This is a genomic window from Amycolatopsis sp. A133 (genome assembly GCF_031082405.1).
Classification (GTDB): Bacteria; Actinomycetota; Actinomycetes; order Mycobacteriales; family Pseudonocardiaceae; genus Amycolatopsis.
Map to the genome: position 1 here is coordinate 34,854 of NZ_JAVHJU010000046.1, position 21,890 is coordinate 56,743.

Below are 21,890 nucleotides of genomic sequence, written 5' to 3' on the forward strand. Positions count from 1 at the left end.
CGCCTAGTTCTGCAGCGGCACCAGTTCCGTCTGGAACTCCCCCAGGAAACCCGCAAAATCCCCGTGCCCGGGCCGGATCACGAACTTCGACAGCCCCGCCTCGATGTGCTGCTCCACCAGCCGGCGGGCCTCCGGCCAGCTCGTCGCCACCAGGTCCGGCAGCGGGACGCCGGGGCTCCGGCGGGCCGCCACGGCCGCGAGCTCGTCCGGGATGCCCCGGTCCGCCACCACCAGGCTGAGCCCGAAGTGGTCTTCCTCGATCTCGCGCCCCGCCTCCGCCGCGGCCGCCTGGATGGCGAGGCGGGCGTCCCGCGCCTGGGCCGGCGTGTGGAAACTGCCGAGCCAGCCGTCCGCCAGCCGCCCCGCGCGGCGCAGGGCCGCCGGGGCCGCTCCGCCCAGCCAGACGTCCAGGCGCTTCGCCGGGCGCGCGCCGAGCCGGACGCCGTCGACGGCGAAGAACTCGCCGTGGAAGGACACTTCGTCCTCCTCCAGCAGCCGGCGCAGCAGCACGAGCGACTCGTCGAACACCGCGGCGCGGCGCCCCTCCGGCACCGGGAACAGCCCGGCCTCGGCCGCGCGGGCCGGGCGCAGGCCGAACACCGGCAGAACGCGCTTGGGTGCCAGCCCGGCCAGGGTGAGCAGCTGCTTGGCCACCAGGACGGGGTGGCGCCCGGGCAGGATCGCGACCCCGGTGCCGACCTTGAGCTTCGACGTCCGGGCCAGCGCGTGCGCCATGCCGATCATCGGGTCGACTTCGGGCGAATACACCAGCTCGGACAGCCACAGCGAGTCGACGCCGGCTTCTTCGAGCCGCTGCGCCAGCCCGGCGAACTCCGCCGGCCCGGTGCCGGCCGCGGGCGCGACGCCCAGCCTGATCTTCAGCAAGGTTCCTCCCGGAGGCTCTCCCGGGAGCAACGCGCCGGGCCGCCGGGAATTCCTCAGGCCGTCGCGTCGATGACCCGCGTCAGCACGCCGTGCAGTGCCTCCAGCTCGGAAACGTCCATGCCGAGGGTCTCGACCACCCGGTACGGGATCTTCTCCGCCTCCGCCCGCAGCGCCCGGCCCGTTGCGGTCAGCTCGACCGTCAGCCGGCGCTCGTCCGAGCGGCTGCGGTTGCGCGTGACGTAGCCGAGCGCCTCCAGCCGCTTGAGCAGCGGCGAGAGCGTCGCCGGTTCGTGGCGCAAGGCCGCGCCGAGGTCCTTCACCGAGCGCGGCGACCGCTCCCACAGCGCGAGCATCACCAGGTACTGCGGATGGGTCAGGCCGTACGGCTCGAGCAGCGGCCGGTAGATCGCGATCACGCTGCGCGAAGCCACCGACAGCGCGAAGCACACCTGCCGGTCCAGCTTCAGGGGATCCTCACCCAGGTCGATCATGTCCCGATCCTACTGTGTCGTCGATCGCGCTAATGATTAGTGCACTAAATATTAGTGTACTCTCGCCGGTATGGAACGACCGAGTGTGCTCCGCTGGTTCGGCTACGCGGTGGGCGTGCGGCTCCCCCAGCGCTACAACGACTGGGCGTTGCACGACGCGACGTCGAAGCACTGGCGAGCGCGGTACGTGCTCCAGCGGTCGGTCGGCATCGTGCCGCTGTGCGCCGTCTGGCTCCTGCTGCCCGGTTCGATCTGGCTGCGGCTCTCGCTGGTCCTCATGGCCGCGCTAGTGGCGTACTTCTACTCGTGCGCGTACATGGACGAGAGCGTCGAGCACCGGCTCGGCCGGCAGGGCTTTCCCCACCACACCGGACGCCGTCTCCGCGCCGAAGCCGACGAAGCGAAGAACGCCGAAGCGACCGCCCGCTACCTCGCGCGCTACCGGACGCCGTCGAAGGGTTAGCTCCGTCGCGGGTTGTTACAGTCCGGGGACGATGAGACGCAAGCTCCGCCCGCCGATCCCGCCCCGCCACGGGCTGGAGCCCGCCCGGCTCAAACTGCCCGCCGACGGCGAGTGGCCGACGCTGCTGGCGCACCTCGTCGACCGGCTGCCGCGCGTCGCGCCGGACCGCATCGAGCAGATGCTGCGCGAAGAGCGCATCCACGGCGCCGACGGCCCGCTCGGCGTCGACACGCCGTATGCACCCGGCTCGTTCATCTGGTTCCACCGCGACCTGCCGGACGAGGTACCGGTGCCGTTCGCGATCGACGTGGTGCACCGCGACGAGCACCTGCTGGTCGTCGACAAGCCGCACTTCCTGGCGACCATCCCGCGCGGGCAGCACATCCTGGAGACGGCGCTCGTGCGGCTGCGCCGGGAGCTCGACCTGCCGCAGCTGTCCCCCGCGCACCGGCTGGACCGCGTCACCGCGGGGCTGGTGATGTTCGTGATCACGCCGGAGCTGCGCGGCAAGTACCAGACGCTGTTCCGCGACCGCCGGGTGCACAAGGAGTACGAGGCGATCGCGCCGTACGACCCCGGGCTGGAGCTGCCGAGGACCGTCCGCAGCCGGATCGTCAAAGAGCGCGGGGTGCTGGCCGCCCGCGAGGAGCCGGGCGAACCGAACGCCGAGACCTACGTCGACCTGCTCGAACACCGCGACGGGCTGGGCCGGTACCGGCTGGTCCCGTCGACCGGCCGCACCCACCAGCTGCGGGTGCACCTGAGCGGCCTCGGCATCCCGATCCTCGGCGACGACTTCTACCCGGTCCTGCGCGAGAAACCCTTGGGCGACTTCACAAAACCGCTGCAGCTGCTGGCCCGGGTCCTCGACTTCGACGACCCGCTGACCGGCGCGCACCGCCGGTTCACCAGCGGACGGCAGCTCACCGCCTGGAACGACCCCGGCGCCTGGGCGGCGCCCCCGGCGTGACCCGGGAACGCCGCCGCGGTGTCACTTGCGCCAGAACTTGATGCCGCTCCACTGCACCGTGACCGGTCCCGCACCGCTGGCCGTGCGGTAGCTGCCGAACTTGTCGTAGTAGCTGCCGCCCGGGCTCGAGATCGTCTGCTTCAGGGAGCCGTTGAGGTAGACCTTGTGCGAGCTGCCGACCTGGTTGATCGTGTTGACCCGCACCGACGTGCCGACGGTCGCGCCGCTGCCCAGCGTCGCCCCGCCTTCCACCGCGTACATCCGGCCGCCCTTCTCGACGGCCAGCATGAAGTACGGGCCGGCGCCTCCGCCGTCGCGGAACGTCTGCTTGAGGCTGATCCGGGAGCCGGTCATGCTGGTGATCTTGAAGGAGCCCTCGAACTGGTGGGTGCCGCCGGTGTAGGTGGTGTAGCGGCGTTCCGCGCGCTGGTCGCCGCTGCCGGTCGAGCAGGTGAGCTGGAACGTCAGCCCGGAGATCCGGCCGCAGCCCCGCTCCTGCTCGGAGTAGCCCGGCGAGTCCGCGGTCCACGGACCCGTACCGACCTGGGCGTCCGCCACCGGGGTGAGCACCGTGAGCCCCAGCGCCGCCGCCGCGAGCACGCCCGCACCGTGAAGTCTGCGCACCGTCAACCTCCTGTGTCACTCGAGGCGGCGGTGACCGGGCAAAGGTCCAGACCTTTTATCCGACGTGGGAGTGACTGTACGAGCCCGGACCGTCACGGACAAGACCCCGCCCGGATTTTTCGCGCGTCGTGTCGAAACGGGCCGCGCTCGTTCGACAGACTCACGTAGGCCGGCCCAATCACCGAGGAGCACCAAATGCGCACCCTGATCTCCACCTCGTTCGTCTCGCTCGACGGCGTCGTCGAAGCCCCCGGCGGGGAGCCGGGCTACCGCAACGCGGGCTGGACGTTCAAGGACATCGAGTTCGACCCGGCCGCCTACGCGATCAAGGGCACCGAGCAGGAGGAAGCCACCGCGCTGCTGCTCGGCCGGGTCAGCTACGAGGCGTTCGCGCCGGTCTGGCCGGGCATGACCGTGGAGTTCGCCGGGTACAACGCGATGCCGAAGTACGTCGTGTCGACCACCCTCAAGGACTCCGACGTCGTGGACACCTGGGGCGAGATCACCATCCTCCGCTCGCTCGACGAGGTCGCGGCCCTGAAGGCGGCCGAGGGCGGGCCGATCATCGTCAACGGCAGCGCCACCCTGAACCGCGCCCTGGCCGACGCGGGCCTGATCGACCGCTACCACCTGCTGGTCTTCCCCGTCCTGCTCGGGGCGGGCAAGCGGCTGTTCAGCGAGACGGACAAGGACAAGCAGAGCCTGAAGCTCGTCGAGAGCGAGGCGTACGGGAACGGCGTCCAGAAGCTGGTCTACGACGTCGTGCGCTGACGGGTCGCCGGGGTCCGGCCGGTTTCGTTCGCCGATGTTTCGAGTAGAACATCTGTTCGAACATCGTGTACGGTCGGACCCATGACGACCCCGGCACTGCAGGCCTCCCTCTTCGGCGAGGCCGGTCCCGTCACGCTGCACGCCCTGGCGCCGCAACGGACCGAGCTCGACTCCGGCGCGTGGGTCGACGTGCAGCCGGGCTGGCTCGACGGCGCCGACGAGGTGTTCACCGACCTCGTCACCGGCGTCCCGTGGCAGGCGGAGCGGCGCCGGATGTACGACCGGCTCGTCGACGTCCCGCGCCTGCTGTGCTTCTACCGCGAAGCGGCGCCGCTCCCCCACCCCGTGCTGGCGGAAGCCCGCGCCGCGCTGAGCGAGCACTACGCCGGCGAGCTCGGCGAGCCGTTCCGCACCGCGGGCCTGTGCTACTACCGCGACGGCCGGGACAGCGTGGCCTGGCACGGCGACACGATCGGCCGGGGCAGCAGCGAGGACACGATGGTGGCGATCCTCTCGGTCGGCGCGGCCCGCCAGCTGGCCCTGCGCCCCCGCGGCGGCGGCGAGTCCCACCGCTACGCCCTCGGCCACGGCGACCTCATCGTGATGGGCGGCTCGTGCCAGCGCACGTGGGAACACGCCATCCCCAAGACGAACCGTGCGGTGGGGCCGCGGATCAGCATCCAGTTCCGGCCCCGCGGGGTCCGCTGAGACCACGGGACGGACGTGCCCGCTCGGGACGGATGACGCGGGTCTCCACCCGGCTGCGGCCGGCCCGCCGGTCCTGACCGGCGGCTCGCCCGAGCCCTGCGCGCCGAGGGCAAGGAAGTCCCCTCCGCGAACACGGCACTCAGCGACCCTGCACCCCAGCAGCCGACCACGCGCGAACCGGGCGGTGGGGCCGCGGATCAGCATCCAGTTCCGGCCCCGCGGGGTCCGCTGACCTCAGTCGACCAGGACCGGCAGCTCGTCCAAGCCGTACACAATGGACACCTGGCGGAACGACAGCTCCTCGGCCGGCACCGCCAGCCGCAGGTTCGGGAAGCGGCGGATGAGCGCCGGGTACGCCGTGCGCAGCTCCATGCGGGCCAGCTCCGCTCCGATGCAGCGGTGGATGCCGTAGCTGAACGCCAGGTGCGACGCCGGGTCGCGGGTGGCGTCGAACTTCTCCATGTCCGGGCCCAGCTTCGGGTCGCGGTCGGCGGCCGACAGCGAGACCAGGACGATGTCGCCCTCGGCGATGTGCACGCCGCCGATCTCCATGTCCTCCTTGGCGAACCGGGGGAACGCCATCTGCACCACCGTCAGGTAGCGCAGCAGCTCCTCGACGAACCGGTGCACGGCATCGTCGTCGCCGCGGACGGCTTCCCTCGCCTTGTCGTCGCGCAGCAGCACCAGCGCGCCGAGGGCCAGCATGCTCGCCGTCGTCTCCAGGCCGCCGGTGAGCACGCCGTCGGCGAGGCCGGCCAGCTCGCGGTCGTCGATCTCGTCGCCGTGTTCCTTGATCAGCATGCCGAGCAGGCCGTCGCCGGGCTGTTCGCGCTGCTTCTTGACGATGTCGAGCAGGTAGGTCAGCGACTCCGACATCGCGCCGAGCGAGGCACCCGCGCCGCCGAAGAGGTCGAACCGGGCGGTGCTCAGCCGCTGGAAGTCCTCGCGGTCCTCATAGGACACGCCGAGCAGCTCGCAGATGGTCAGCGACGGGATCGGCAGCGCGAACGCCTGCCACAGGTCGACCGGGCCGTCGGCCGCGGCCATCGCGTCGAGCTGCCCGGCGACGATCTCGTCGATGCGCGGGGCCAGCCGGCTCAGCCGCCGCATGGTGAACTCCGGCGTGAGCAGCTTCCGCAGCCGCGTGTGCACCGGCGGGTCCGCGAAGCCGAGGCCGCCCGGGTTCTGGTCGGCGGTCACCCCGGCGTTGCCGACGAGGTTGCCGAAGTCGCTGGAAAACCCGGTCGCCTTGCCGAGCACCGCCTTCGCCTCGTCGTACCCGGTGACCAGCCAGGCGTTCATCCCGAACGGCAGGTCGAGCTTGCCGATCGGCGCCTCGGCGCGGCGCGCGGCCATCTGCGGAACGGGGTCGAGACCGTCCCGTTTCAGCGGCAGCAGCGCCGACTCCGGCAGGAGGGACGACATCTTCTCGAGGTCGAAGCCCTTTTTCGACTGACGGGCGAGGTAGCGCCGGCCGACCCAGCCCAGGACCCGTGAGCGGAGACTCCCCATGGGACCGACAGTACCGTACTAGCCCGATCGGGTGACGGGGAGCGAGACGGGGTTCACCCCGGCTTGCGGGCCAGCAGGCAAGCCTGCGGCGTCTTCTCGAACGGCCCCTGCGGCTCACGGACCAGCCGCGCTTCGACGACCAGCCCGGCGGCGGCGCACAGCTCGGCGACGAAGTCCGGCTGCAACCGGTAGGCGGTCAGGGAAACGTCGTGGCCGTAGCCGTGGGTGACGTGGCGGCGCTCGTCGCCGACCTGGAACCCCGTCAGCAGCCGCCCGCCCGGCGCCAGCACCCGCGCCAGCTCCGCCACCACCGACGCCAGTTCCGCCGGAGGCGTGTGGATCAGCGAGTACCACGCGAGCGCACCCGCCAGGCTGCCGTCTTCGAGGTCCAGCGCGGCCAGCGAACCGACCTCGAAGCGCAGCCCGGGATGCGCCCGGCGGGCCGCCTCGACCATGCCGGGCGAGAGGTCCACGCCGAACACGTCCAGCCCGAGCGAGGCCAGGTACCCCGTCAACCGGCCCGGGCCGCAGCCGAGATCACCGACCGGGCCGGTTCCCCCGGCCAGTTCGGCGAACGTGCTCAGCACCGCCCGGTCCCACGGGCTGGCGTCCAGCAGCTCCCGCAGCTCCTCGGCGTACGAGTCGGCGACGGTGTCGTAGGCGAGCCGGGTCTCGGTCACGAAGTCGGGTTCGGTCACGCACGGCACCCTATCGGGGCGCGGGCAGTTCCCGGTTCTCGGTGATCAGCCCGTGTTCGGTCGCGACGTAGTGGAAGTACGGCCGCCCGGAGTCGTCGGAACCGGTGAACAGCGTCTTCGACCGGCCGTCGGCTTCGGTGTTCACGCCGTTCGTGCGGGCCAGCACGCCGGAGGAGGCCAGCCACTCCCGTGACGCGCGCACCGGCCGCCAGGTCCGGCCGTCGCCGGTCAGGTCGCCGAGGACCTTCGTCATCTCGACCGAGCCCGAGATCCGCAGGTTCTGGTCGTCGGTGATGTTCGCGGTGGCGTCGGTGGTCAGCGGGTAGGACCAGGTGTGCCGGTCCGCCGAGCGCACCCGTCCGTCCACTGTGGACACCGACGTCTGCTGCCCGGAATCGCCCTGCACGACGTGCTGGGTGAAGCCGCCGCCGGTGACGTCGTCGCTGTTGCGGTAGTCGCGCGTGCGCTCGACGCGGGTGAAGACTCGGCCGGCCGAGGTGTCGACGTAGCCCGCCGTCACGTCGTCGCGCTTCGCGGTGACCGTGACGTTCACGCCGCCGGAGATGTCCTTGACCGTCGTCTGCCGGGCCGGCGCGGCCGCGACGTCGCTGCGGGTGAGCGCACCGGACGTCCGGGCCGCCCGGTGGTCGGTGTAGAGCAGCAGCGTCGGGACGACGGTGAATTCGCCGCCGATGTCCGGGAAGGTGAAGGAGAGGTCGTGGGTGCCGCCGTCGACGAGCCGGCCCACGAAGGGTGTGACGTCGTAGGTTTCGGCGTGCAGGCTGAAGGTGTCGATCGCCACGACCGGCCGCCACAGCTGCGGCACGATCCCGCCGGAGTAGATGTGCGGGAAGGTGAACGCGCTCCCGGCGACGGTCCCGTCGATCGCGAAGTTCGCCTCGCGGTAGGGGCCCTTCCCGCAGAGGCCGGCCGCCGGGTACTTCGCCGCGACGGCGTCGGGGACGTCGTCGAACCACTGCTCGTCGCAGGCGTGGCCTTCGAGCGTCACCTCGAGGTAGGCGCGGGTGGTGTTGCGCGGCAGGCCCTGGGCGGTGAAGTGCACGGTGGGCGCGGCGGGGGTCGCGTCGGCGTGCCCGAACCCGGCGACGTGGTCGGGTGTCGCGGGCGCGGGGTGCTTGCGGTCCGCCTGGTAGTAGGTGAGCGTCACGGTCTGCGCGTAGACGCCGGTGTAGATCGCCGAGTTGTAGTTCTCGATGCCGCCGTGGAAGGGCTGCGGGGTCCGCAGCAGCGCGCTGTAGGGCGTGAGGTCCTTGTCGAAGTGGTAGGTGATCGCGCGCCGGCCCTCGCCGCTGGGCTCTTCGGTGGTCCCCCACCAGACCTCGGTGCCGCCGATCCGCAGGTCGCCGATCCGGTCGTACTGCCGCCCGCTCACGGTGACGGTCTGGTCCATGACGACCTTCGCCCACGGCCCGGGACAGGCCTTCGGCGGCGTCAGCGTGCCTTCGTAGAACTGCGGGCTGCCGTCGGCGGCGTTGGAGCGGAAGCCGTCGGCGAGCGTGACGCTGCAGTGCGGCGAGTCCGGCCGCGTGACGCCGGGCGCGGCGGTGACCGGGTTGTCGGTATCGCCTTCCACCACCGGCGAAGCGGAAGCGACCGCCCCGGAGAACACCCACGCCAGCACCAGCGACAGGACGATCGTGAAGATCCGCACCCGGACTCCTCCCAGTGGCAGGCATACCCGGCTCGGAGCCTAGCGGCGCGATCATCCGACCAACGTCGGTAATCGCCGGGCTGAAACGTTTCAGATCGTGCTAGGCTCACCCCTTCTCAGCGAGGGGGTCCGGTGGTCGGCATCAAGGACGTCGCGAAGCGGGCGGGCGTCTCGATCGGCACGGTGTCCAATGTGGTCAACCGGCCGCACGTGGTCGCGGCCGCCACGCGGAGCCGGGTGCTTTCGGTGATCGAGGAGCTCGGCTACGTCCGAGACGAGTCCGCGCGGCAGCTGCGGGCCGGGCGCAGCCGGGTCATGGGGTTGCTCGTGCTCGACCTCGGCAACCCGTTCTTCGTCGACGTCGTCCGCGGCGCCGAGCAGGCCGCGCACGCCGAAGGCCTCAACATCATCACCTGCAACAGCGGGCAGCGGTCCGAGCTGGAAGCGTCGTACCTGGCGATGTTCGCCGAGCAGCGGGTCCGCGGGGTGCTGCTGAGCCCGGTCGCGACGTCCGGCGAAGCGCTGCGGGCGTTCCGGCGCACCGGCACGCCGTACGTTTTCGTCGACCGCAAAGCCCCCGCTTCCGAGGCGAGTTCGGTGTCGGTCGACGACGTCGCCGGCGGTGCGCTCGGCGGACGGCACCTGCTGGAGACCGGGCACCGGCGGATCGCGTTTGTCAACGGCCCCGCCATCCTCGCCCAGTGCCGCGACCGCGAGCAGGGCCTCCGCGACGCGCTGGCCGGCTCCGGCGCGGAACTGACGGTGCTGGAGGCGATCGGCCTCGACGTCTCCTCCGGCCGCGACGCCGGCGCGCGCCTGCTCGGCACGAGCCCACGGCCGACGGCGGTGTTCTGCGCGAACGACCTGCTGGCGCTCGGCGTGCTGCAGGCGATGGTCGGCGCGGGCGTCCGCGTCCCGGAGGAGATGGCGATCGTCGGCTACGACGACATCGAGTTCGCGGGCGCGGCGGCGGTGCCGCTGACGTCGGTCCGCCAGCCCGCCCGCCGCCTCGGCCGCACGGCCGCGGAACTGCTGCTGGCCGAGACGTCGGACACGAAACCGGAACGGCAGGCCGTGGTGTTCACCCCGGAGCTGGTCGTCCGCGAATCGACCCGGGTGCGCCGCTAGGCCGGCGGCTCACGTCGTGGCGAACAGCCGGTAGTTCAGGACGATGTACCCGGTGTGGTCGCCGGCCACCTTCACGTCGTTGCAGCTGACCCAGCCGACCTTGCCTTCGGAGGTCCGCATGCAGAACTGGCTCCCGGCGAACAACACGACCGGTCCGCCCGGGGCCGGCTTGTCGTTGGCCACGGCTTTGGGGCAAGCGGCACTCGCCGCGTTCTCGCCGCCGTTGTAGTAGTACATCGCCGACCGGCCGACCATCAGCCCCGAATCGGCGAAGGACAGGTCGACGTCCCCGTTCGGGCCGCTGGTTTCGACGGCGCGCGGGTCGGCCGCGTCGATGTCGACGCCGGTGCCGGAATCGAGCCGCACCTGGGTGGACACGTCGCTCGCCTGCGCCGCGCCGGTCGACGCGGGCGGGGCGCCGGGCCCGGGCACCGTGGTGGTGACCGTCACCGTCCGGGGCGGGACCGCGGCCGCGCCCTGGTCGCTGCCGACCTTGTAGGCCGCGAACAGACCGCCGATCAACGCGGCGATGACCGTGGCCATGGCGGTGATCAGCGTGCCACGGCGGTTGATGCGCGCTGCCTGGACCGCCGGGTCGACCGGCTCACGTTCGCTTCGCCTGCGCAACTTGTTCCCTTCGGGTAAGGCCGCCTCACCGGTGCCGCCACGGTGGTGAATCTCGGATTCGCGCCACGCCGTTACGACGACGCGATCCGGGACATCCGGCCGCGGCCGCTCGCCAAACCGTTTGGAATTCACGGATCGGTTCGGCAAGCTCGGGATCATGGCAACGAGGTGGGTGCGGCTGCAGGCCGTGGCGGTGTCCGGTTCGTCCGCCGAAGGCTTGATGCTGGCGGCCCTCCCGCTGCTGGCGGTGTCCGTCACCACCGATCCGCGCGAGGTGTCGCTGATCGGCATCGCCGGGCAGGCGCCGTGGCTGCTGCTCTCCCTCTTCGCCGGGGTGCTCATCGACCGGGTGCGCCGGACGACCGTGCTGGCGTGGGCCTACGCCGTGCAGATCGGGGCGGCGCTCGTGCTCGCCGCCGTCGCGTCCGCCGGGCTGCTGAGCCTGCCCGTGCTGCTCGTGGTCGCCTTCGTCGTCACCTCGGCGCAGGTGCTCGGGGACGGCGCCAGCGGCGCGCTGGTCCCGGAACTCGTCGGCCCCGACCGGCTCGCCCACGCCAACGCCCGGCTCACGGTGATCGACCGGGGGGTCGTCCAGTTCGTCGTCCCGCCGCTGACCGGCTTCCTGATCGCGGCCGGGGCCGGCGCACCCGCCTGGCTGGCCGCGGTCTGCGCGCTGGTCGCGCTCGTGCTGGCCCGCCGGATCCCGTCGCAATCGGTCGTGGCGGCGACGACGCACCCGCTGCGGGACCTCTCGGGCGGGCTGCGGCACCTGGTGCGGACGCCGCTGCTGCTGTCGATCACGATCAACGTCGCGCTCGGTTCGTTCGCCGCGAGCGCCGGCAACTCGATGCTCGTGCTCTACGCGACGCAGATCCTGCACGTCGGCCCGGTCGGCTACGGCCTGCTCCTCGCTTGCCTTGCCGTCGGCTGGGTGGCGTCGTCGTTCGTGGTGCAGAAGGTGGTGGACCGGCTCGGCTACTCGTGGTCGATGCGGTTCGCGCAGAGCTTCGGCGCCGTGGCGACGCTGCTGATCGCCCTCGTCCCGCCGTGGCCGCCGCTCGTCGGCGTCGTGCTCGTGTCCCTGACGGCGGCGGTGCTGATCTGGAACGTCTGCTCGCAGTCCAGCCGCCAGCGCTTCACGCCGGCGCCGCTGCTGGGCCGGGTGCTCACCAGCCACCGGGCGCTGGCCTGGGGCCTGACCCCGCTCGGCGCGCTGACCGGCGGCCTGGTCGCCGCGCACTGGAGCCTGCGCGGCGTCTGGGTGGTCGCCGCGGGCATCCAGGCCGTCAGCGCGGTGCTGGTCTGGTTCACCCTGTCCCCCGCCGCGTTCCGCAGGACCGAAGAGCTCGCCGCCGCCCAGGCCTGAACCCGCTGAAGCCGGGTGGTGTGCCGGGTCGGGGCACCGGCACACCACCCGGACGCACTGTGCCGATCGTGACCAATCCGACCACAGCCACGGCCGAATGACTTGGCCGCAATGGTTACGTGCCGTTGTGGGGGCCGGCCTGCTTTTGGCCGGATTGGTCACCGCCGCCCAGGGCCAGCGCCACCGCGCCCAGCAGCGCCGCGTCCTGGTCGAACCGGGCCGCCACCAGCTGCGGCGGGAACGGCACCGCGTGCGCGAGCCGGTCCGCCAGCGCCGGCAGCAGCACGTCCGCCGACCGCACGAGCCCGCCGCCGACCGCGATGCGCTCCGGGTCCAGGGCGATCGCCAGGTTGGCCACGTGCATGGACAGTTCGTCGAGCGCGGCCGTCACCAGCTCCTTGGCCTCGACGTTCTCCTTGGCCAGCGCGAACAGCTCCCCGGCGGTGACCGGGCGGCCGAGCAGTTCGCTCGCCCGGCCGCCCAGCCCACGCCCACCGACGGCTTCCTCGAGCGGCGCCGCTCCGCTCGCGAAACCCTCGGTGTCCTGCGGCGAGAGCAGGTTGTACCCGATCTCGCCGGCAGCTCCGTTGGCGCCGGTCAGCACCCGGCCGCCGATCAGCACCGCCGCCGCGATGCCGGTGCCCAGGGAGAGGAACACCGCGGGGTCGGCCCCGTCCAGGGCGCCCCACCGCCACTCCGCCAGCGCCGCCGCCTTCGCGTCCGTGCCCACCGAAATCGGCACGGCCGGGAACTCCGCGGCCACCAGCTCGCGCAGGTGCAGCTGTTCCCAGCCCGGCACGTTCGGCGCGAGCAGGATGCGGTCCGGCAGCACGATCCCCGGGCTCACGACGCCGATGCACGCGGCCACCGCGCCCTCGTCGGCCAGGAGGGCCCTGGCCGCGGCGAGCGCGCGCACCACCACCTGCTCGGCCCCCGCCTGCGCGTCGGTGTCCAGCCGGCGCGTGGCCAGCAGGGTGCCGTCGCGGTCGGCGAGCCCCAGCGCCACCTTCGTGCCGCCGAAGTCGATCCCGAGAATCCGTTCCTCGCTCACGCGTGCGCCCCTCCTGTCCCCCGCACCACGATCCGGCCGGTGTTGAGCCCGTCGACGCTGATCACCGGCACCGCGCCGCGCAGGTCCGCCGCCCGGTAGGTGACGGTCAGCGTCTGCGACTGGCCCGGCCACAGCGTGATGTCGTTGTCGTCCCAGGTCGCGTTCGCGAGCTGGTTGTCCCCCGGTGCCTCGCGCCCGTCCGGCGTCCCGCGGCGGACGTCGGCCCGCAGGAAGAACGCCGCGCCCGGCGTCTTCGAGGTGTTGGTGACGGTCACCGTGGTGACGAGGCCGCCGCCGTCCGCGCAGGTCGAGGCCACCGCGCTGATCTGCGACTGCGGCAGGTTCTGCAGGGCCTGCAGGTTGCTGTACTGCGACAGCGTCGCCTGCGGGTTGCCGAGCGTCTTGTCCCAGTCGACGACGTCCTTCTGCGTCGACAGCCAGTAGACGTTCCGGTCGACGACCTTCCCGCCGTGGGACACCTGCAGCTCGACGAAGTAGACCTGCGCCGGCGCCGGTGCCTTCGTCTCGGCGGGCACCTTGGGCTTGAGGACGCCGGTCTTGACGCCCTGGCTGCCGAGCGAAAGGCCGCCCACCGTCTGGTCGTCGAGGACCTTGCCCGCGGTGTCGAGCACGCGGGCCCGCACCGAAAGCCCGGACTGCGTCGTGGCACCGAGGTTGTCCAGCGTCACGGATCCGTTGTCGTAGCCGTAGATCGCGTGCAGCGGCTTGTTGGCCTTCTGGGCCCCGAAGTACGCACCCGCCTGGTCGCCGTCGTCGTTGTAGAGCGACCACAGCAGCGTCGGCCAGCCCTTGTTCAGCTGCCAGTAGACGACGCCGGTCGCCGGGTTGGCTTTGTCCGTCGAGTGGTGCAGGAAGGCTTCGAACTGCGAGCGGGTGTTCTCGTAGTTCGCGATGTTCGCCAGGTCCACATAGGACTCCAGCGAGGACCACTTCCCGTACCGCTGCACGATCGACTGGTCGAGGGTGTACAGCGTGCCGAACGCGTAACCGCCGTGACCCGGCTCGAAGTTGGCGTGGTACTGGTTGTACGCCGGGTCCTGCCACAGCTTGGCCTGCTCGGCCGGGGAGAGGAACCGCTTGATCGAGTCGAGCGTCGGCACGGTGTGCCCGGCGCTCTGCTCGCTCGCGAAGCCCCAGGCGCCGCCGGCGTTCGTGCGGGAGGAGTCCTCGGGGTCGAAGTGCGAGCTGTCGTACCAGTACGACGGCGGTACCCAGTCGTACGGGCCTTCCTTCTCCCCGGACTGGCCCAGCGTCGGCGTGCTCTTGTACTCCGCCGAGGCGATCACCGGCACCTGGAAATCGGCTTCCCGGAACGCCTTCAGCGTCTCGGACTCCTGGCGCGGCACCGGCTCGTTGTCGCTCCAGCCGTAGTTGAAGACGCTCGGGTGGTTCCGCTCCATCTGCGCGATCGTGTACGCCGAGTCGTGCATGATCCGGTAGTCGCGCTCGGTCAGCGTCGAGGCGTCCTCCGGCTGCCAGGCGTCACAGCACAGGAACCCGCCGATGACCAGCAGGCCGGCGCGGTCGGCCTGGTCGTAGAAGTCCTGCGGCATGTCGTGGCCTTCGAGCCGGACACCGGAGAGCCCGAGGTTCTTGATCAGGGAAAGCTGGTGCGCGGTGTCGGCGGAGTCGTAGCGCAGGAACAGGTCCGGGGCGAAGCCGCCGCCGCGGAACACGAAGTCCCGCCCGTTGACGGTGAACTGCCGTGCCCCCTCCGGCAGCGGCGCGGACTTCCCGACCAGGCGCGAGGTGACCGTGCGGATGCCGAAGGTGCTCTTCGACGACGTCGACAGCACGCCACCCTGGGCGACCGCGGTGGTCAGCGTGTACAGCGGCTGGTCGCCCATCGAGTACGGCCACCACACCCGCGGGTGCGCGATTTTCACCGGCGCGAAGGTCACGGTCCGCTTGGTGTTCGCGGGAATCGTGACGCGCTGCTTGACGACGATCGGCGCGCCCGACGGCGGGGTGATCGTCGCGGCGACGTCGCCGGTCTGCGGCGTGGCCGCGTTGTTGGTGACGTCCACCTTCACCGTCAGCTTCGAGCTGGACAGGTCGGGCGCGTTGTCCTGTACCACGTGGGCGTTGTCGCCGGTCAGGGCGTCGGACACCTGCAGGGTCGGCGGGAACTGGATGCCGGTGTTGTTGTCCGGCGGGATCTGGCCCCAGTCGACCTGGTCGAGGGTGTACATCTTCGTCGGGTCGTTCGGGTAGACCTTGATCGCCAGGGTGTTGCGGCCCGGCTTCACCAGCGTCGAGACGTCGAAGGTGTGCCCGGCGAACGCGCCGCTCACGACGTCCTTCGTGGCGACGAGCTGCCCGTTCACCCAGACGTCGCCCTCGCCGACGATGCCCGGGATGGTCAGCTTCGCGTGCTGTCCCGGCCGGATGGCCGGGGCGAAGTCGGTGCGGTACCACCACGGGTCGGAGAACGGCTGGGTCACGACGGGCCCGAGCTTGTCGACGTACCCGAAGCACTTGCGCATGTTGTCGGAGTAGAAGACGCCGGGGCACCGGCCGTTCTGGACCAGGGCGGTGATCTCGGTGCCGGGCGCGCCGGCGTCGTCCGGCTTCACCGGCAGCCAGCCGCGGGTGGAGTAGCCGGGCGTGGAGACCCGCTCACCGCCGTCCTTCACCTTCGCGGTCGTGAGGACCTGCCAGCCCTGCAGGCCGATCGTGGTGAGCCCGTGCGGTTTCGCGACGGCCTGGACGTCCTGCGCGGCGGCCGGCCCGGCCACGCCGAGCACGCCGGGCACGAGGATCAGCGCGGCGAGGACCGCGAGCTTCCGGTTCATGCCTGAGCCCCTTCCGTCTCGGTGGCGAAGGCTTCCTTGATCTCCTTGGGGCCGAACGGCCACGTGCGCTCGGCCTTGGCGTAGACGAGGTAGGCGAGCGCGCCGACGGCGATCCAGCCCAGCGACAGCCCGATCGAGAGCCAGGTCGCGGAGACGTAGATGTAGACCCAGCCGACCAGCGCGACGAGCGTCGGCACCGGGTAGAGCCACTGCCGGTACGGCCGCTTGAGGTCCGGCTGGCGGCGGCGCAGTGTCACGATCGCGGCGACCTGGGCCAGCGACTGGATGATGACGAGCGTCGCGACGGCCGCGTTGATGACGTCGGTCAGCGTGAACAGCGAGCCGATGATCGTGATCGCGCCCATGGTGAGCACGCCCGCGGTGGGCAGGTGCAGCTTCGGGTGCAGCTTGCCGAACATCGGCAGGAACACCTTGTCCCGCGCGGCTTCGAACGGCACGCGGGAGCCGCCGAGCAGGCCGGCGAAAACCGAGCCGACGGCCGCGACGACGATGAAGACGGTGACGACCTTCGCCGTCACCGTGCCCCACGCCTGTTCGAGCACGGTGGAGGCGACCGAGGTGGCGGTCTTGAGCTCTTCGAGGGGCACCGAGCCGAGCACGCCGACCTGGAGCAGGAAGTACAGGCTCATGATGCCCACGATCGAGAAGAGGATCGACCGCGGGAGCGTTCGGCCCGGGTTGCGCACCTCGCCGCCGAGGTAGGCCGTCGTGTTGTAGCCGAGGTAGTCGTAGATGGCGATGATCAGGCCGGCGCCGAGGCCGCCCCAGAACGTGCCCTCGCCGGCCGAGCTGAACGCACCGGGGGTGAACGCGAACGCCTGGGCGCCGCTGAAGTGGGTGAACGCCGCGACGACGGTGGTGAGCACCGCGATCAGCATGACCACGAACAGCACGGTGGTGAGCTTGCCGATCTGGCCGATCTTGCGGAACAGCGCGGCGATGATGACGAGCGTGATGGCGACGCCGATGAGCTTGCCCAGCGGCGTGGTGCCGTCTTCGCCGGTGACGCCGGGGATCAGGTAGCCCAGGTACTGCACGAGGCCGATGATGCCGGTCGACATGATCAGCGGGATGAACAGCACCGCGCTCCAGACGAACAGGAACGGCATCAGGCGGCCGGTGCGGTACTGGAACGCTTCGCGCAGGTAGAGGTAGGTGCCGCCGGCACCCGGCATGGCGGCACCGAGTTCGGCCCAGATCAGCCCGTCGGCCAGCGCGACGATCGCCCCGATGATCCAGCCGAACATCGCCTGCGGGCCGCCCATGGTGGCGACCATGGCGGGGATCGTGACGAACGGGCCGATACCGCACATCTGGGTCATGTTGATCGCGGTGGCCTGCAGCGGGCCGATCTTGCGCTCAAGGGCGGGCGGTTCCCCTGAACGAGTGGGTGAACTCACGACGTGCCTCCGACTCGTAGTTAGTAAAGTTTCTTAACATAGAACGCCGGGGGCCGGAAGGGTTCCGCGGATAAACTTGCGGCAACTCAGGAGGACGCGTGGGACGAAACGGGCCGCAGGTGGGAACCCCGGCGAGCATGCGGGCCCTCAACCAGCGCCTGGTGCTGGACCGGCTGCGCGCCCACGGCGAAGCGACGCGGCCCCGCATCGCGGCCGACACGGGACTGTCGAAACCCACGGTGGGCCAGGCACTGCTCGACCTGGAGCAGCACGGACTGGTCCGGACCACCGGGCGCAGCCTGGCCGGGCCGGGCCGCGCGGCGGTCGTCTACCGGGCCGCGCCGGACGCCGGGCACGTCGTGGGCGTCGACATCGGCCGGCGCGTGCTCCGGATCGCCGTCGCCGACCTCGAAGGCAGCATCGTCGCGCGGCTGGACGAGCCCAACCGGTGCCGGTCGGCGAGCGCTTTGGTGCGCACGGTGAGCGAATCCGCCGAGCGCGCGGTTTCTTCGGCCGGGCTGAGCCCGCACGAAGTCGTGTCGACGGTGGTCGGCACCCCCGGCGTCCCCGACCCGGCGACCGGCACGGTGCACCGCGCGCCCAACCTGCCGGGCTGGGAACGGCGGGGACTGCTGCACGAGCTCGTCGCCGCGCTGGCCGTCGCGGGCTCGGACGTGGTGGTGGAGAACGACGCGAACCTGTGCGCGGTCGGCGAGCACGCACTCGGCGCGGCGCTCGGGGTCGACGTGCTGGTGTGCCTCACCGTCGGCACCGGAATCGGCATGGGCCTGCTGGTGGACGGAAAGCTCTTCCGCGGCGCGCACGGCGCGGCGGGCGAGATCGCGGACCTCCCGTTTGGTCCCCGGCTCAACCGGGGCCCGGGCGCGCGGCGGCCGGGCCCGGTGGAGACGGCGGCGGCGGGCCAGGCGGTGGTGGCCGCGGCCCGGTCGGCCGGGCTGACGAAGGCGCGTTCGGCGAAGGACGTGTTCCGCCTGGCCCGCGCGGGCGACGAGCGCGCGCTGCGGGTGGTCGAGGAGGAAGCGGAGAAGCTGGCGTACGTGGTTTCGGCGGTGACGGCGGTCCTGGACCCGCGGTTGATCGTGCTGGGCGGCGGCATCGGCGGCAACACGGACCTGCTGGCGGAGCCGATGCGGCGGGCCCTGGCCGCGACGACCCCGGCGGTCCCGGAGATCGTGGCCGGTCAGCTGGGCGAGGACGCGGTGCTGGCGGGAGCGATCGCAACCGCGCTGGGCACGGCCCGCGAGCTGGTGTTCGACCGCCGGGGGTTGAGCCGCGCGGCGGGGGACGCGTGACGGCGGCCGGGGCGGGGCCGCCCGGTGTCACCGCCGGCGTACGGGGGACGCCTGACGGCGGTCGGACGGGGCCGCCCGGTGCCATCGCTATCGCGCGCGGGACGCCTGACGGCGGCCGGGGCAGGGCCGCACAGTGCCATCGCTATCGCCGGCGCTCGGGGGACGCCTGACGGCAGTCGGAGCGGGGCCGCCCGGTGTCACCACCATCGCCGGCGCGCGCGGGACGCCTGACCGGCCGGGCCGGCACCTTCGGCGTCCGCCGGGTCGATCCCGCCCCGCGGTCGTCCACAGTGGACTAGTCCGACGGCCCGCGCAGGGTGAGCACCACCCGCAGCACGTACTCCACCGCCGTCGGGAAGGCGGCGCCGCGCAACTCGCCTCGATCGGCGAGGTTGCGGGCGGCGAACTCCAGGGCCCGCTCCGGGCCGCCCCGCCGGACGACGAGCGCGGCGATCTCCTCGAAGTCGAGGTCCGGGTGGTCCAGGCGCGTCAGGGCGAATTCGATCATCAGGTCCTCGGCTGTCACGACCGCCCCCTTCCGTTGCCTCCAGCCTACGCGTGAGCGGTCTCACCAGAGTTACTGTACCGTCCAGACGGTATAGTAACCCTCATGACCTCCCTCCGGCCGTTGAGCACGCGGCGCCGCTGGGCCGCGCTGGGCGTGCTCGTCGGCGCCGTGCTCCTGCTCGCCGTCGACGGCACCGTCCTGTACCTGGCCGTGCCGTCGCTCACCCGCGAACTCGCGCCCAGCGCGACCGAAATCCTGTGGATCGGGGACGTCTACTCGCTCGCCCTCGCCGGTCTGCTCGTCACGGCCGGGAACCTCGCCGATCGCTTCGGGCGCAAGAAGGTGCTGCTCATCGGGACCGCGGCGTTCGGGCTCGCCTCCGCGCTGGCCGCCTTCTCCCCCACCGCCGGCGTGCTGGTCGTCGCGCGGCTGCTGCTCGGCGTCGCCGGTGCGACGATCATGCCGTCGACGCTGTCGCTCATCCGGACCCTGTTCACCGACCCGCGCGAGCGCACCCGCGCCATCGCGATCTGGTCGGCGGGCTCGGGCGGCGGCATCGCGCTGGGCCCGCTGGTCGGCGGGACGCTGCTCGAACACTACTGGTGGGGCTCGGTGTTCCTGATCAACGTGCCGATCGTCGTCGTCTTCCTGGCCGCGGGCGCGTGGCTGCTGCCGGAGTCGCGCGATCCCGATCCCGGCCGGTTCGACCTGCTCTCGGCCGGGCTGTCGCTGGCCGCGATCGTCCCGCTGGTCTACGCGGTCAAGCACGTCGTCAGCGCGGGTTTCGACGGGCAGGTGGCCGTCGCCGCCGGGCTCGGGGTGGTCTCCGGTGTCCTGTTCGTCCGGCGCCAGCGGCGGGCGGCCGCGCCCTTGATCGACGTGACGCTGTTCCGCAACGGCGCCTTCAGCGGCGCCGTCCTCGCGAACTTCATCGCGGTCTTCGCGCTGATGGGCCTGCTGTTCTTCTTCTCGCAGTACCTGCAGCTCGTCCGCGGGTTTTCACCGCTGCAGGCGGGGTTCGCCGAGATGCCGGCGACGCTCGCCTCGATCGTCGTCGTGGCCGCCGTCGGCGTGGTCGCCGGGCGGCTCGGCCGGGGCCGGGCCGTCGCGGCCGGGCTCGCCGTCGCCGCGCTGGGCCTCGCCTTGGTCGCGGTCGCCGAGCGGGCGCCGCAGTACTGGTGGCTGGGCCTGACGCTGGTGCCGGTCGGGCTCGGCGTCGGGCTGGCGCTGACGCTGACCGTCGACTCGGTGCTGTCCGCCGTCCCGCGGGACAAGGCCGGCTCGGCGTCGGCGATTTCCGAGACCGCCTACGAACTCGGGGCGGCGCTGGGCATCGCGATCCTCGGTTCGGTGGTCAACGTGGTCTACCGCGCGTTCCTGCCGGTGGGCCCGGTGCCCGGCGAGGTCCGCGATTCGCTCGCCGGAGCCGCGAGCGTGCTGGACCCGGCGTCGGAACTGGCCCAGGCGGCGCGGGCCGCCTTCACCGGCGCCATGCAGGTGACGTCGGTCGCGGCGGCCGCCGTCACCGCCGTCGCCGCGCTGATCGCCTGGCGTACCATTCCGTCCGGAAGGGACTGAGCATGCCTCGCAAAGCCGGGCGCAGCCCGGAGGAAACGCGCCGGGCCCTGCTCGACGCCGCCGCCTCGGTCATCCGCACCCGCGGCGTGTCGGCTTCCCTCGACGACATCGCCCGGGCGGCGGGCGTGTCGAAGGGCGGGCTGCTGTACCACTTCCCCGCCAAGGACGCGCTGGTGCGCACGCTCGCCCAGGACCTGCTGGACGGCTTCCGCGCCGAGGTCCAGGCGGCACTGGACCCCGCCGACACGGCCCCGGGCCGGCTGACGCGCGCCTACGTCCGGGCGTCACTGGACACCTCCCACGACGAGGTCGCCGTCCGCGAGACCATCGCCCTGATCGCCCAGCTGATCTCGATCCCCGAAATCGCCGAGCTCGCCCGCGCGGACGCCCAGAGGTGGGAGCGCGAACTCCACGCCGACGGCCTCCCGGACCACGTGGTGACCCTGGTGGTCGCGGCGGCCGACGGAGCGAGCACGGCGCCGCTGTGGGGCGTGGGCATCAACGTGGCGGCGGCCCGGAAGCTGGAACAGCAGCTCCTCGACCTGACCCGGGGCGCCTGACCGCGGGCGGGCCCCGCCGGGCGGTTTGTCAACCCGACTTTGGTGTTGGTAAATCACCACTTCCCCGCCCTACGTTAGTCGGCTCCCGGGACGGCGTCTTGCGGGTAAATTCTCGACAGCGCGCGCAATTCCGGCAAATCCCCGTCCCCTTTACGAGGAGTCTTCCGATGTCGAGGAAGTTCGCCCTGGCCGGCGCCGTCGCGCTCGCCTTGACCGTGACCCCGCTCGCCGCGGGCACCGCGTCGGCCGCCACCGAGCAGGAAGCCGCCGTCACCACGGTCTACTACAGCACCGCGAGCGCGCCGACGTTCCGCTCGGTCATCAACGCCGGTGCCGCCAACTGGAACCGCAGCGTCACCAACGTCCGGCTGGTCGAGCGCAACTCCGGTGCGAGCCTGCGCTACACCGAAGGCAACGACCCCCGCGGCTCCTACGCCTCGACCAACGGGCACGGCAGCGGCACCATCTTCATCGACTACACCCAGGCCCGCCAGTACAACCCGACCCGCATCGCCGCGCACGAGACCGGGCACGCCCTCGGGCTGCCCGACCACTACTCGGGCCCGTGCTCGGAGCTGATGTCGGGCGGCGGCCCCGGCCCGTCCTGCACCAACGCGGTGCCCAACTCCGCCGAGCGCAGCCGGGTGAACCAGCTGTGGGCGAACGGGCTCGTCGCGGCCAACGCCGAGCAGCGGGTGTACGAAACCGTGTACGGCTTCTGAGCCCAG

The 21,890-nt window shown here is 71.9% G+C and carries 21 protein-coding genes; 10 read left to right on the forward strand and 11 right to left on the reverse strand.

The features are described from left to right. Positions 1-3: 3 nt before the first annotated feature. Together Q5425_RS28680 and Q5425_RS28685 are read right to left on the reverse strand one after the other, a co-directional pair. Positions 4-885, reverse strand: coding sequence for a TIGR03854 family LLM class F420-dependent oxidoreductase (locus tag Q5425_RS28680; RefSeq protein ID WP_308675437.1), 882 nt, complete (start codon positions 883-885; stop codon positions 4-6). Positions 886-938: 53 nt separating this feature from the next. Further along, on the reverse strand, positions 939-1,376 hold the full coding sequence (locus Q5425_RS28685; RefSeq protein ID WP_308675438.1) for a transcriptional regulator, SarA/Rot family: 438 nt from the start codon (positions 1,374-1,376) through the stop codon (positions 939-941). Between the two features lie 85 nt (positions 1,377-1,461). On the opposite strand from Q5425_RS28685, the gene Q5425_RS28690 reads away from it, so the two are divergent. Continuing rightward, a complete protein-coding gene (locus tag Q5425_RS28690; protein ID WP_308675512.1) occupies positions 1,462-1,839 on the forward strand; it encodes a DUF5313 domain-containing protein in 378 nt (125 codons plus the stop codon). A gap of 31 nt (positions 1,840-1,870) precedes the next feature. Beyond that, entirely contained in the window at positions 1,871-2,809 is a 939-nt protein-coding gene (locus Q5425_RS28695; RefSeq protein WP_308675439.1) for an RluA family pseudouridine synthase, read from the forward strand. A 21-nt stretch (positions 2,810-2,830) separates the two neighbouring features. Here Q5425_RS28695 and Q5425_RS28700 read toward each other — a convergent pair whose 3' ends face one another. After that, on the reverse strand, positions 2,831-3,409 hold the full coding sequence (locus Q5425_RS28700) for a hypothetical protein (RefSeq protein WP_308675513.1): 579 nt from the start codon (positions 3,407-3,409) through the stop codon (positions 2,831-2,833). Positions 3,410-3,628: 219 nt separating this feature from the next. Here Q5425_RS28700 and Q5425_RS28705 point away from each other — a divergent pair, with 219 nt between their 5' ends. Continuing rightward, on the forward strand, positions 3,629-4,204 hold the full coding sequence (locus tag Q5425_RS28705; protein ID WP_308675440.1) for a dihydrofolate reductase family protein: 576 nt from the start codon (positions 3,629-3,631) through the stop codon (positions 4,202-4,204). An 81-nt stretch (positions 4,205-4,285) separates the two neighbouring features. Next, a complete protein-coding gene (locus tag Q5425_RS28710) occupies positions 4,286-4,912 on the forward strand; it encodes an alpha-ketoglutarate-dependent dioxygenase AlkB (RefSeq protein WP_308675441.1) in 627 nt (208 codons plus the stop codon). Positions 4,913-5,146: 234 nt separating this feature from the next. Here the strand turns inward: Q5425_RS28710 and Q5425_RS28715 are convergent, their stop codons facing one another. Genes Q5425_RS28715 through Q5425_RS28725 form a run of 3 tightly spaced genes read right to left on the reverse strand, consistent with a single transcriptional unit; the run spans position 5,147 to position 8,794 of the window. Further along, a complete protein-coding gene (locus Q5425_RS28715) occupies positions 5,147-6,424 on the reverse strand; it encodes a cytochrome P450 (protein ID WP_308675442.1) in 1,278 nt (425 codons plus the stop codon). 53 nt (positions 6,425-6,477) lie between these two features. Further along, a complete protein-coding gene (locus Q5425_RS28720; RefSeq protein WP_308675443.1) occupies positions 6,478-7,131 on the reverse strand; it encodes a class I SAM-dependent methyltransferase in 654 nt (217 codons plus the stop codon). Position 7,132: 1 nt separating this feature from the next. Further along, on the reverse strand, positions 7,133-8,794 hold the full coding sequence (locus Q5425_RS28725) for a peptide-N4-asparagine amidase (protein WP_308675444.1): 1,662 nt from the start codon (positions 8,792-8,794) through the stop codon (positions 7,133-7,135). Between the two features lie 132 nt (positions 8,795-8,926). Between Q5425_RS28725 and Q5425_RS28730 the strand changes: the two genes are divergently transcribed. Then, positions 8,927-9,922 (forward strand): LacI family DNA-binding transcriptional regulator, encoded by a 996-nt coding sequence (locus tag Q5425_RS28730; protein WP_308675445.1) that lies wholly within the window; start codon positions 8,927-8,929, stop codon positions 9,920-9,922. A gap of 9 nt (positions 9,923-9,931) precedes the next feature. Here Q5425_RS28730 and Q5425_RS28735 read toward each other — a convergent pair whose 3' ends face one another. Beyond that, positions 9,932-10,549: a hypothetical protein gene (locus tag Q5425_RS28735; RefSeq protein ID WP_308675446.1), complete on the reverse strand. Its 618-nt coding sequence runs from the start codon at positions 10,547-10,549 to the stop codon at positions 9,932-9,934. A gap of 157 nt (positions 10,550-10,706) precedes the next feature. On the opposite strand from Q5425_RS28735, the gene Q5425_RS28740 reads away from it, so the two are divergent. Then, positions 10,707-11,915 carry an MFS transporter gene (locus Q5425_RS28740; RefSeq protein WP_308675447.1) on the forward strand — a complete coding sequence of 403 codons (1,209 nt, stop codon included), beginning with the start codon at positions 10,707-10,709 and terminating at the stop codon, positions 11,913-11,915. 115 nt (positions 11,916-12,030) lie between these two features. On the opposite strand, the gene Q5425_RS28745 is transcribed toward Q5425_RS28740, so the two are convergent. From Q5425_RS28745 to Q5425_RS28755, 3 genes are read right to left on the reverse strand one after another with little or no spacing between them, the layout of a single operon-like run. After that, entirely contained in the window at positions 12,031-12,966 is a 936-nt protein-coding gene (locus Q5425_RS28745) for an ROK family protein (protein WP_308675448.1), read from the reverse strand. Continuing rightward, positions 12,963-15,782: a glycosyl hydrolase 2 galactose-binding domain-containing protein gene (locus Q5425_RS28750; RefSeq protein ID WP_308675449.1), complete on the reverse strand. Its 2,820-nt coding sequence runs from the start codon at positions 15,780-15,782 to the stop codon at positions 12,963-12,965. The genes Q5425_RS28745 and Q5425_RS28750 overlap by 4 nt, the downstream gene beginning before the upstream one ends. Further along, a complete protein-coding gene (locus tag Q5425_RS28755) occupies positions 15,779-17,203 on the reverse strand; it encodes an APC family permease (protein ID WP_308675451.1) in 1,425 nt (474 codons plus the stop codon). The genes Q5425_RS28750 and Q5425_RS28755 overlap by 4 nt, the downstream gene beginning before the upstream one ends. Before the next feature lie 137 nt (positions 17,204-17,340). On the opposite strand from Q5425_RS28755, the gene Q5425_RS28760 reads away from it, so the two are divergent. Beyond that, positions 17,341-18,516 carry an ROK family protein gene (locus Q5425_RS28760; RefSeq protein ID WP_308675514.1) on the forward strand — a complete coding sequence of 392 codons (1,176 nt, stop codon included), beginning with the start codon at positions 17,341-17,343 and terminating at the stop codon, positions 18,514-18,516. 295 nt (positions 18,517-18,811) lie between these two features. On the opposite strand, the gene Q5425_RS28765 is transcribed toward Q5425_RS28760, so the two are convergent. Beyond that, entirely contained in the window at positions 18,812-19,042 is a 231-nt protein-coding gene (locus Q5425_RS28765) for a hypothetical protein (RefSeq protein WP_308675452.1), read from the reverse strand. A gap of 84 nt (positions 19,043-19,126) precedes the next feature. On the opposite strand from Q5425_RS28765, the gene Q5425_RS28770 reads away from it, so the two are divergent. The 3 genes from Q5425_RS28770 to Q5425_RS28780 all read left to right on the forward strand — a co-directional run bounded on the left by Q5425_RS28770 (position 19,127) and on the right by Q5425_RS28780 (position 21,884). After that, positions 19,127-20,602: an MFS transporter gene (locus Q5425_RS28770; RefSeq protein ID WP_308675453.1), complete on the forward strand. Its 1,476-nt coding sequence runs from the start codon at positions 19,127-19,129 to the stop codon at positions 20,600-20,602. A 2-nt stretch (positions 20,603-20,604) separates the two neighbouring features. Next, positions 20,605-21,162 (forward strand): TetR family transcriptional regulator, encoded by a 558-nt coding sequence (locus tag Q5425_RS28775; RefSeq protein WP_308675454.1) that lies wholly within the window; start codon positions 20,605-20,607, stop codon positions 21,160-21,162. A 167-nt stretch (positions 21,163-21,329) separates the two neighbouring features. After that, positions 21,330-21,884 carry a snapalysin family zinc-dependent metalloprotease gene (locus Q5425_RS28780; protein ID WP_308675455.1) on the forward strand — a complete coding sequence of 185 codons (555 nt, stop codon included), beginning with the start codon at positions 21,330-21,332 and terminating at the stop codon, positions 21,882-21,884. Positions 21,885-21,890: the final 6 nt, after the last annotated feature.

Excerpts from the sequence above, each read along its gene's own strand:
- Q5425_RS28685 (WP_308675438.1), bottom strand. The coding sequence starts at position 1,376 with ATGATCGACCTGGGTGAGGATCCCCTGAAGCTGGACCGGCAGGTGTGC.
- Q5425_RS28695 (WP_308675439.1), top strand. The coding sequence starts at position 1,871 with ATGAGACGCAAGCTCCGCCCGCCGATCCCGCCCCGCCACGGGCTGGAG.
- Q5425_RS28705 (WP_308675440.1), top strand. The coding sequence starts at position 3,629 with ATGCGCACCCTGATCTCCACCTCGTTCGTCTCGCTCGACGGCGTCGTC.
- Q5425_RS28710 (WP_308675441.1), top strand. The coding sequence starts at position 4,286 with ATGACGACCCCGGCACTGCAGGCCTCCCTCTTCGGCGAGGCCGGTCCC.
- Q5425_RS28715 (WP_308675442.1), bottom strand. The coding sequence starts at position 6,424 with ATGGGGAGTCTCCGCTCACGGGTCCTGGGCTGGGTCGGCCGGCGCTAC.
- Q5425_RS28740 (WP_308675447.1), top strand. The coding sequence starts at position 10,707 with ATGGCAACGAGGTGGGTGCGGCTGCAGGCCGTGGCGGTGTCCGGTTCG.
- Q5425_RS28750 (WP_308675449.1), bottom strand. The coding sequence starts at position 15,782 with ATGAACCGGAAGCTCGCGGTCCTCGCCGCGCTGATCCTCGTGCCCGGC.
- Q5425_RS28760 (WP_308675514.1), top strand. The coding sequence starts at position 17,341 with ATGCGGGCCCTCAACCAGCGCCTGGTGCTGGACCGGCTGCGCGCCCAC.
- Q5425_RS28770 (WP_308675453.1), top strand. The coding sequence starts at position 19,127 with ATGACCTCCCTCCGGCCGTTGAGCACGCGGCGCCGCTGGGCCGCGCTG.
- Q5425_RS28775 (WP_308675454.1), top strand. The coding sequence starts at position 20,605 with ATGCCTCGCAAAGCCGGGCGCAGCCCGGAGGAAACGCGCCGGGCCCTG.
- Q5425_RS28780 (WP_308675455.1), top strand. The coding sequence starts at position 21,330 with ATGTCGAGGAAGTTCGCCCTGGCCGGCGCCGTCGCGCTCGCCTTGACC.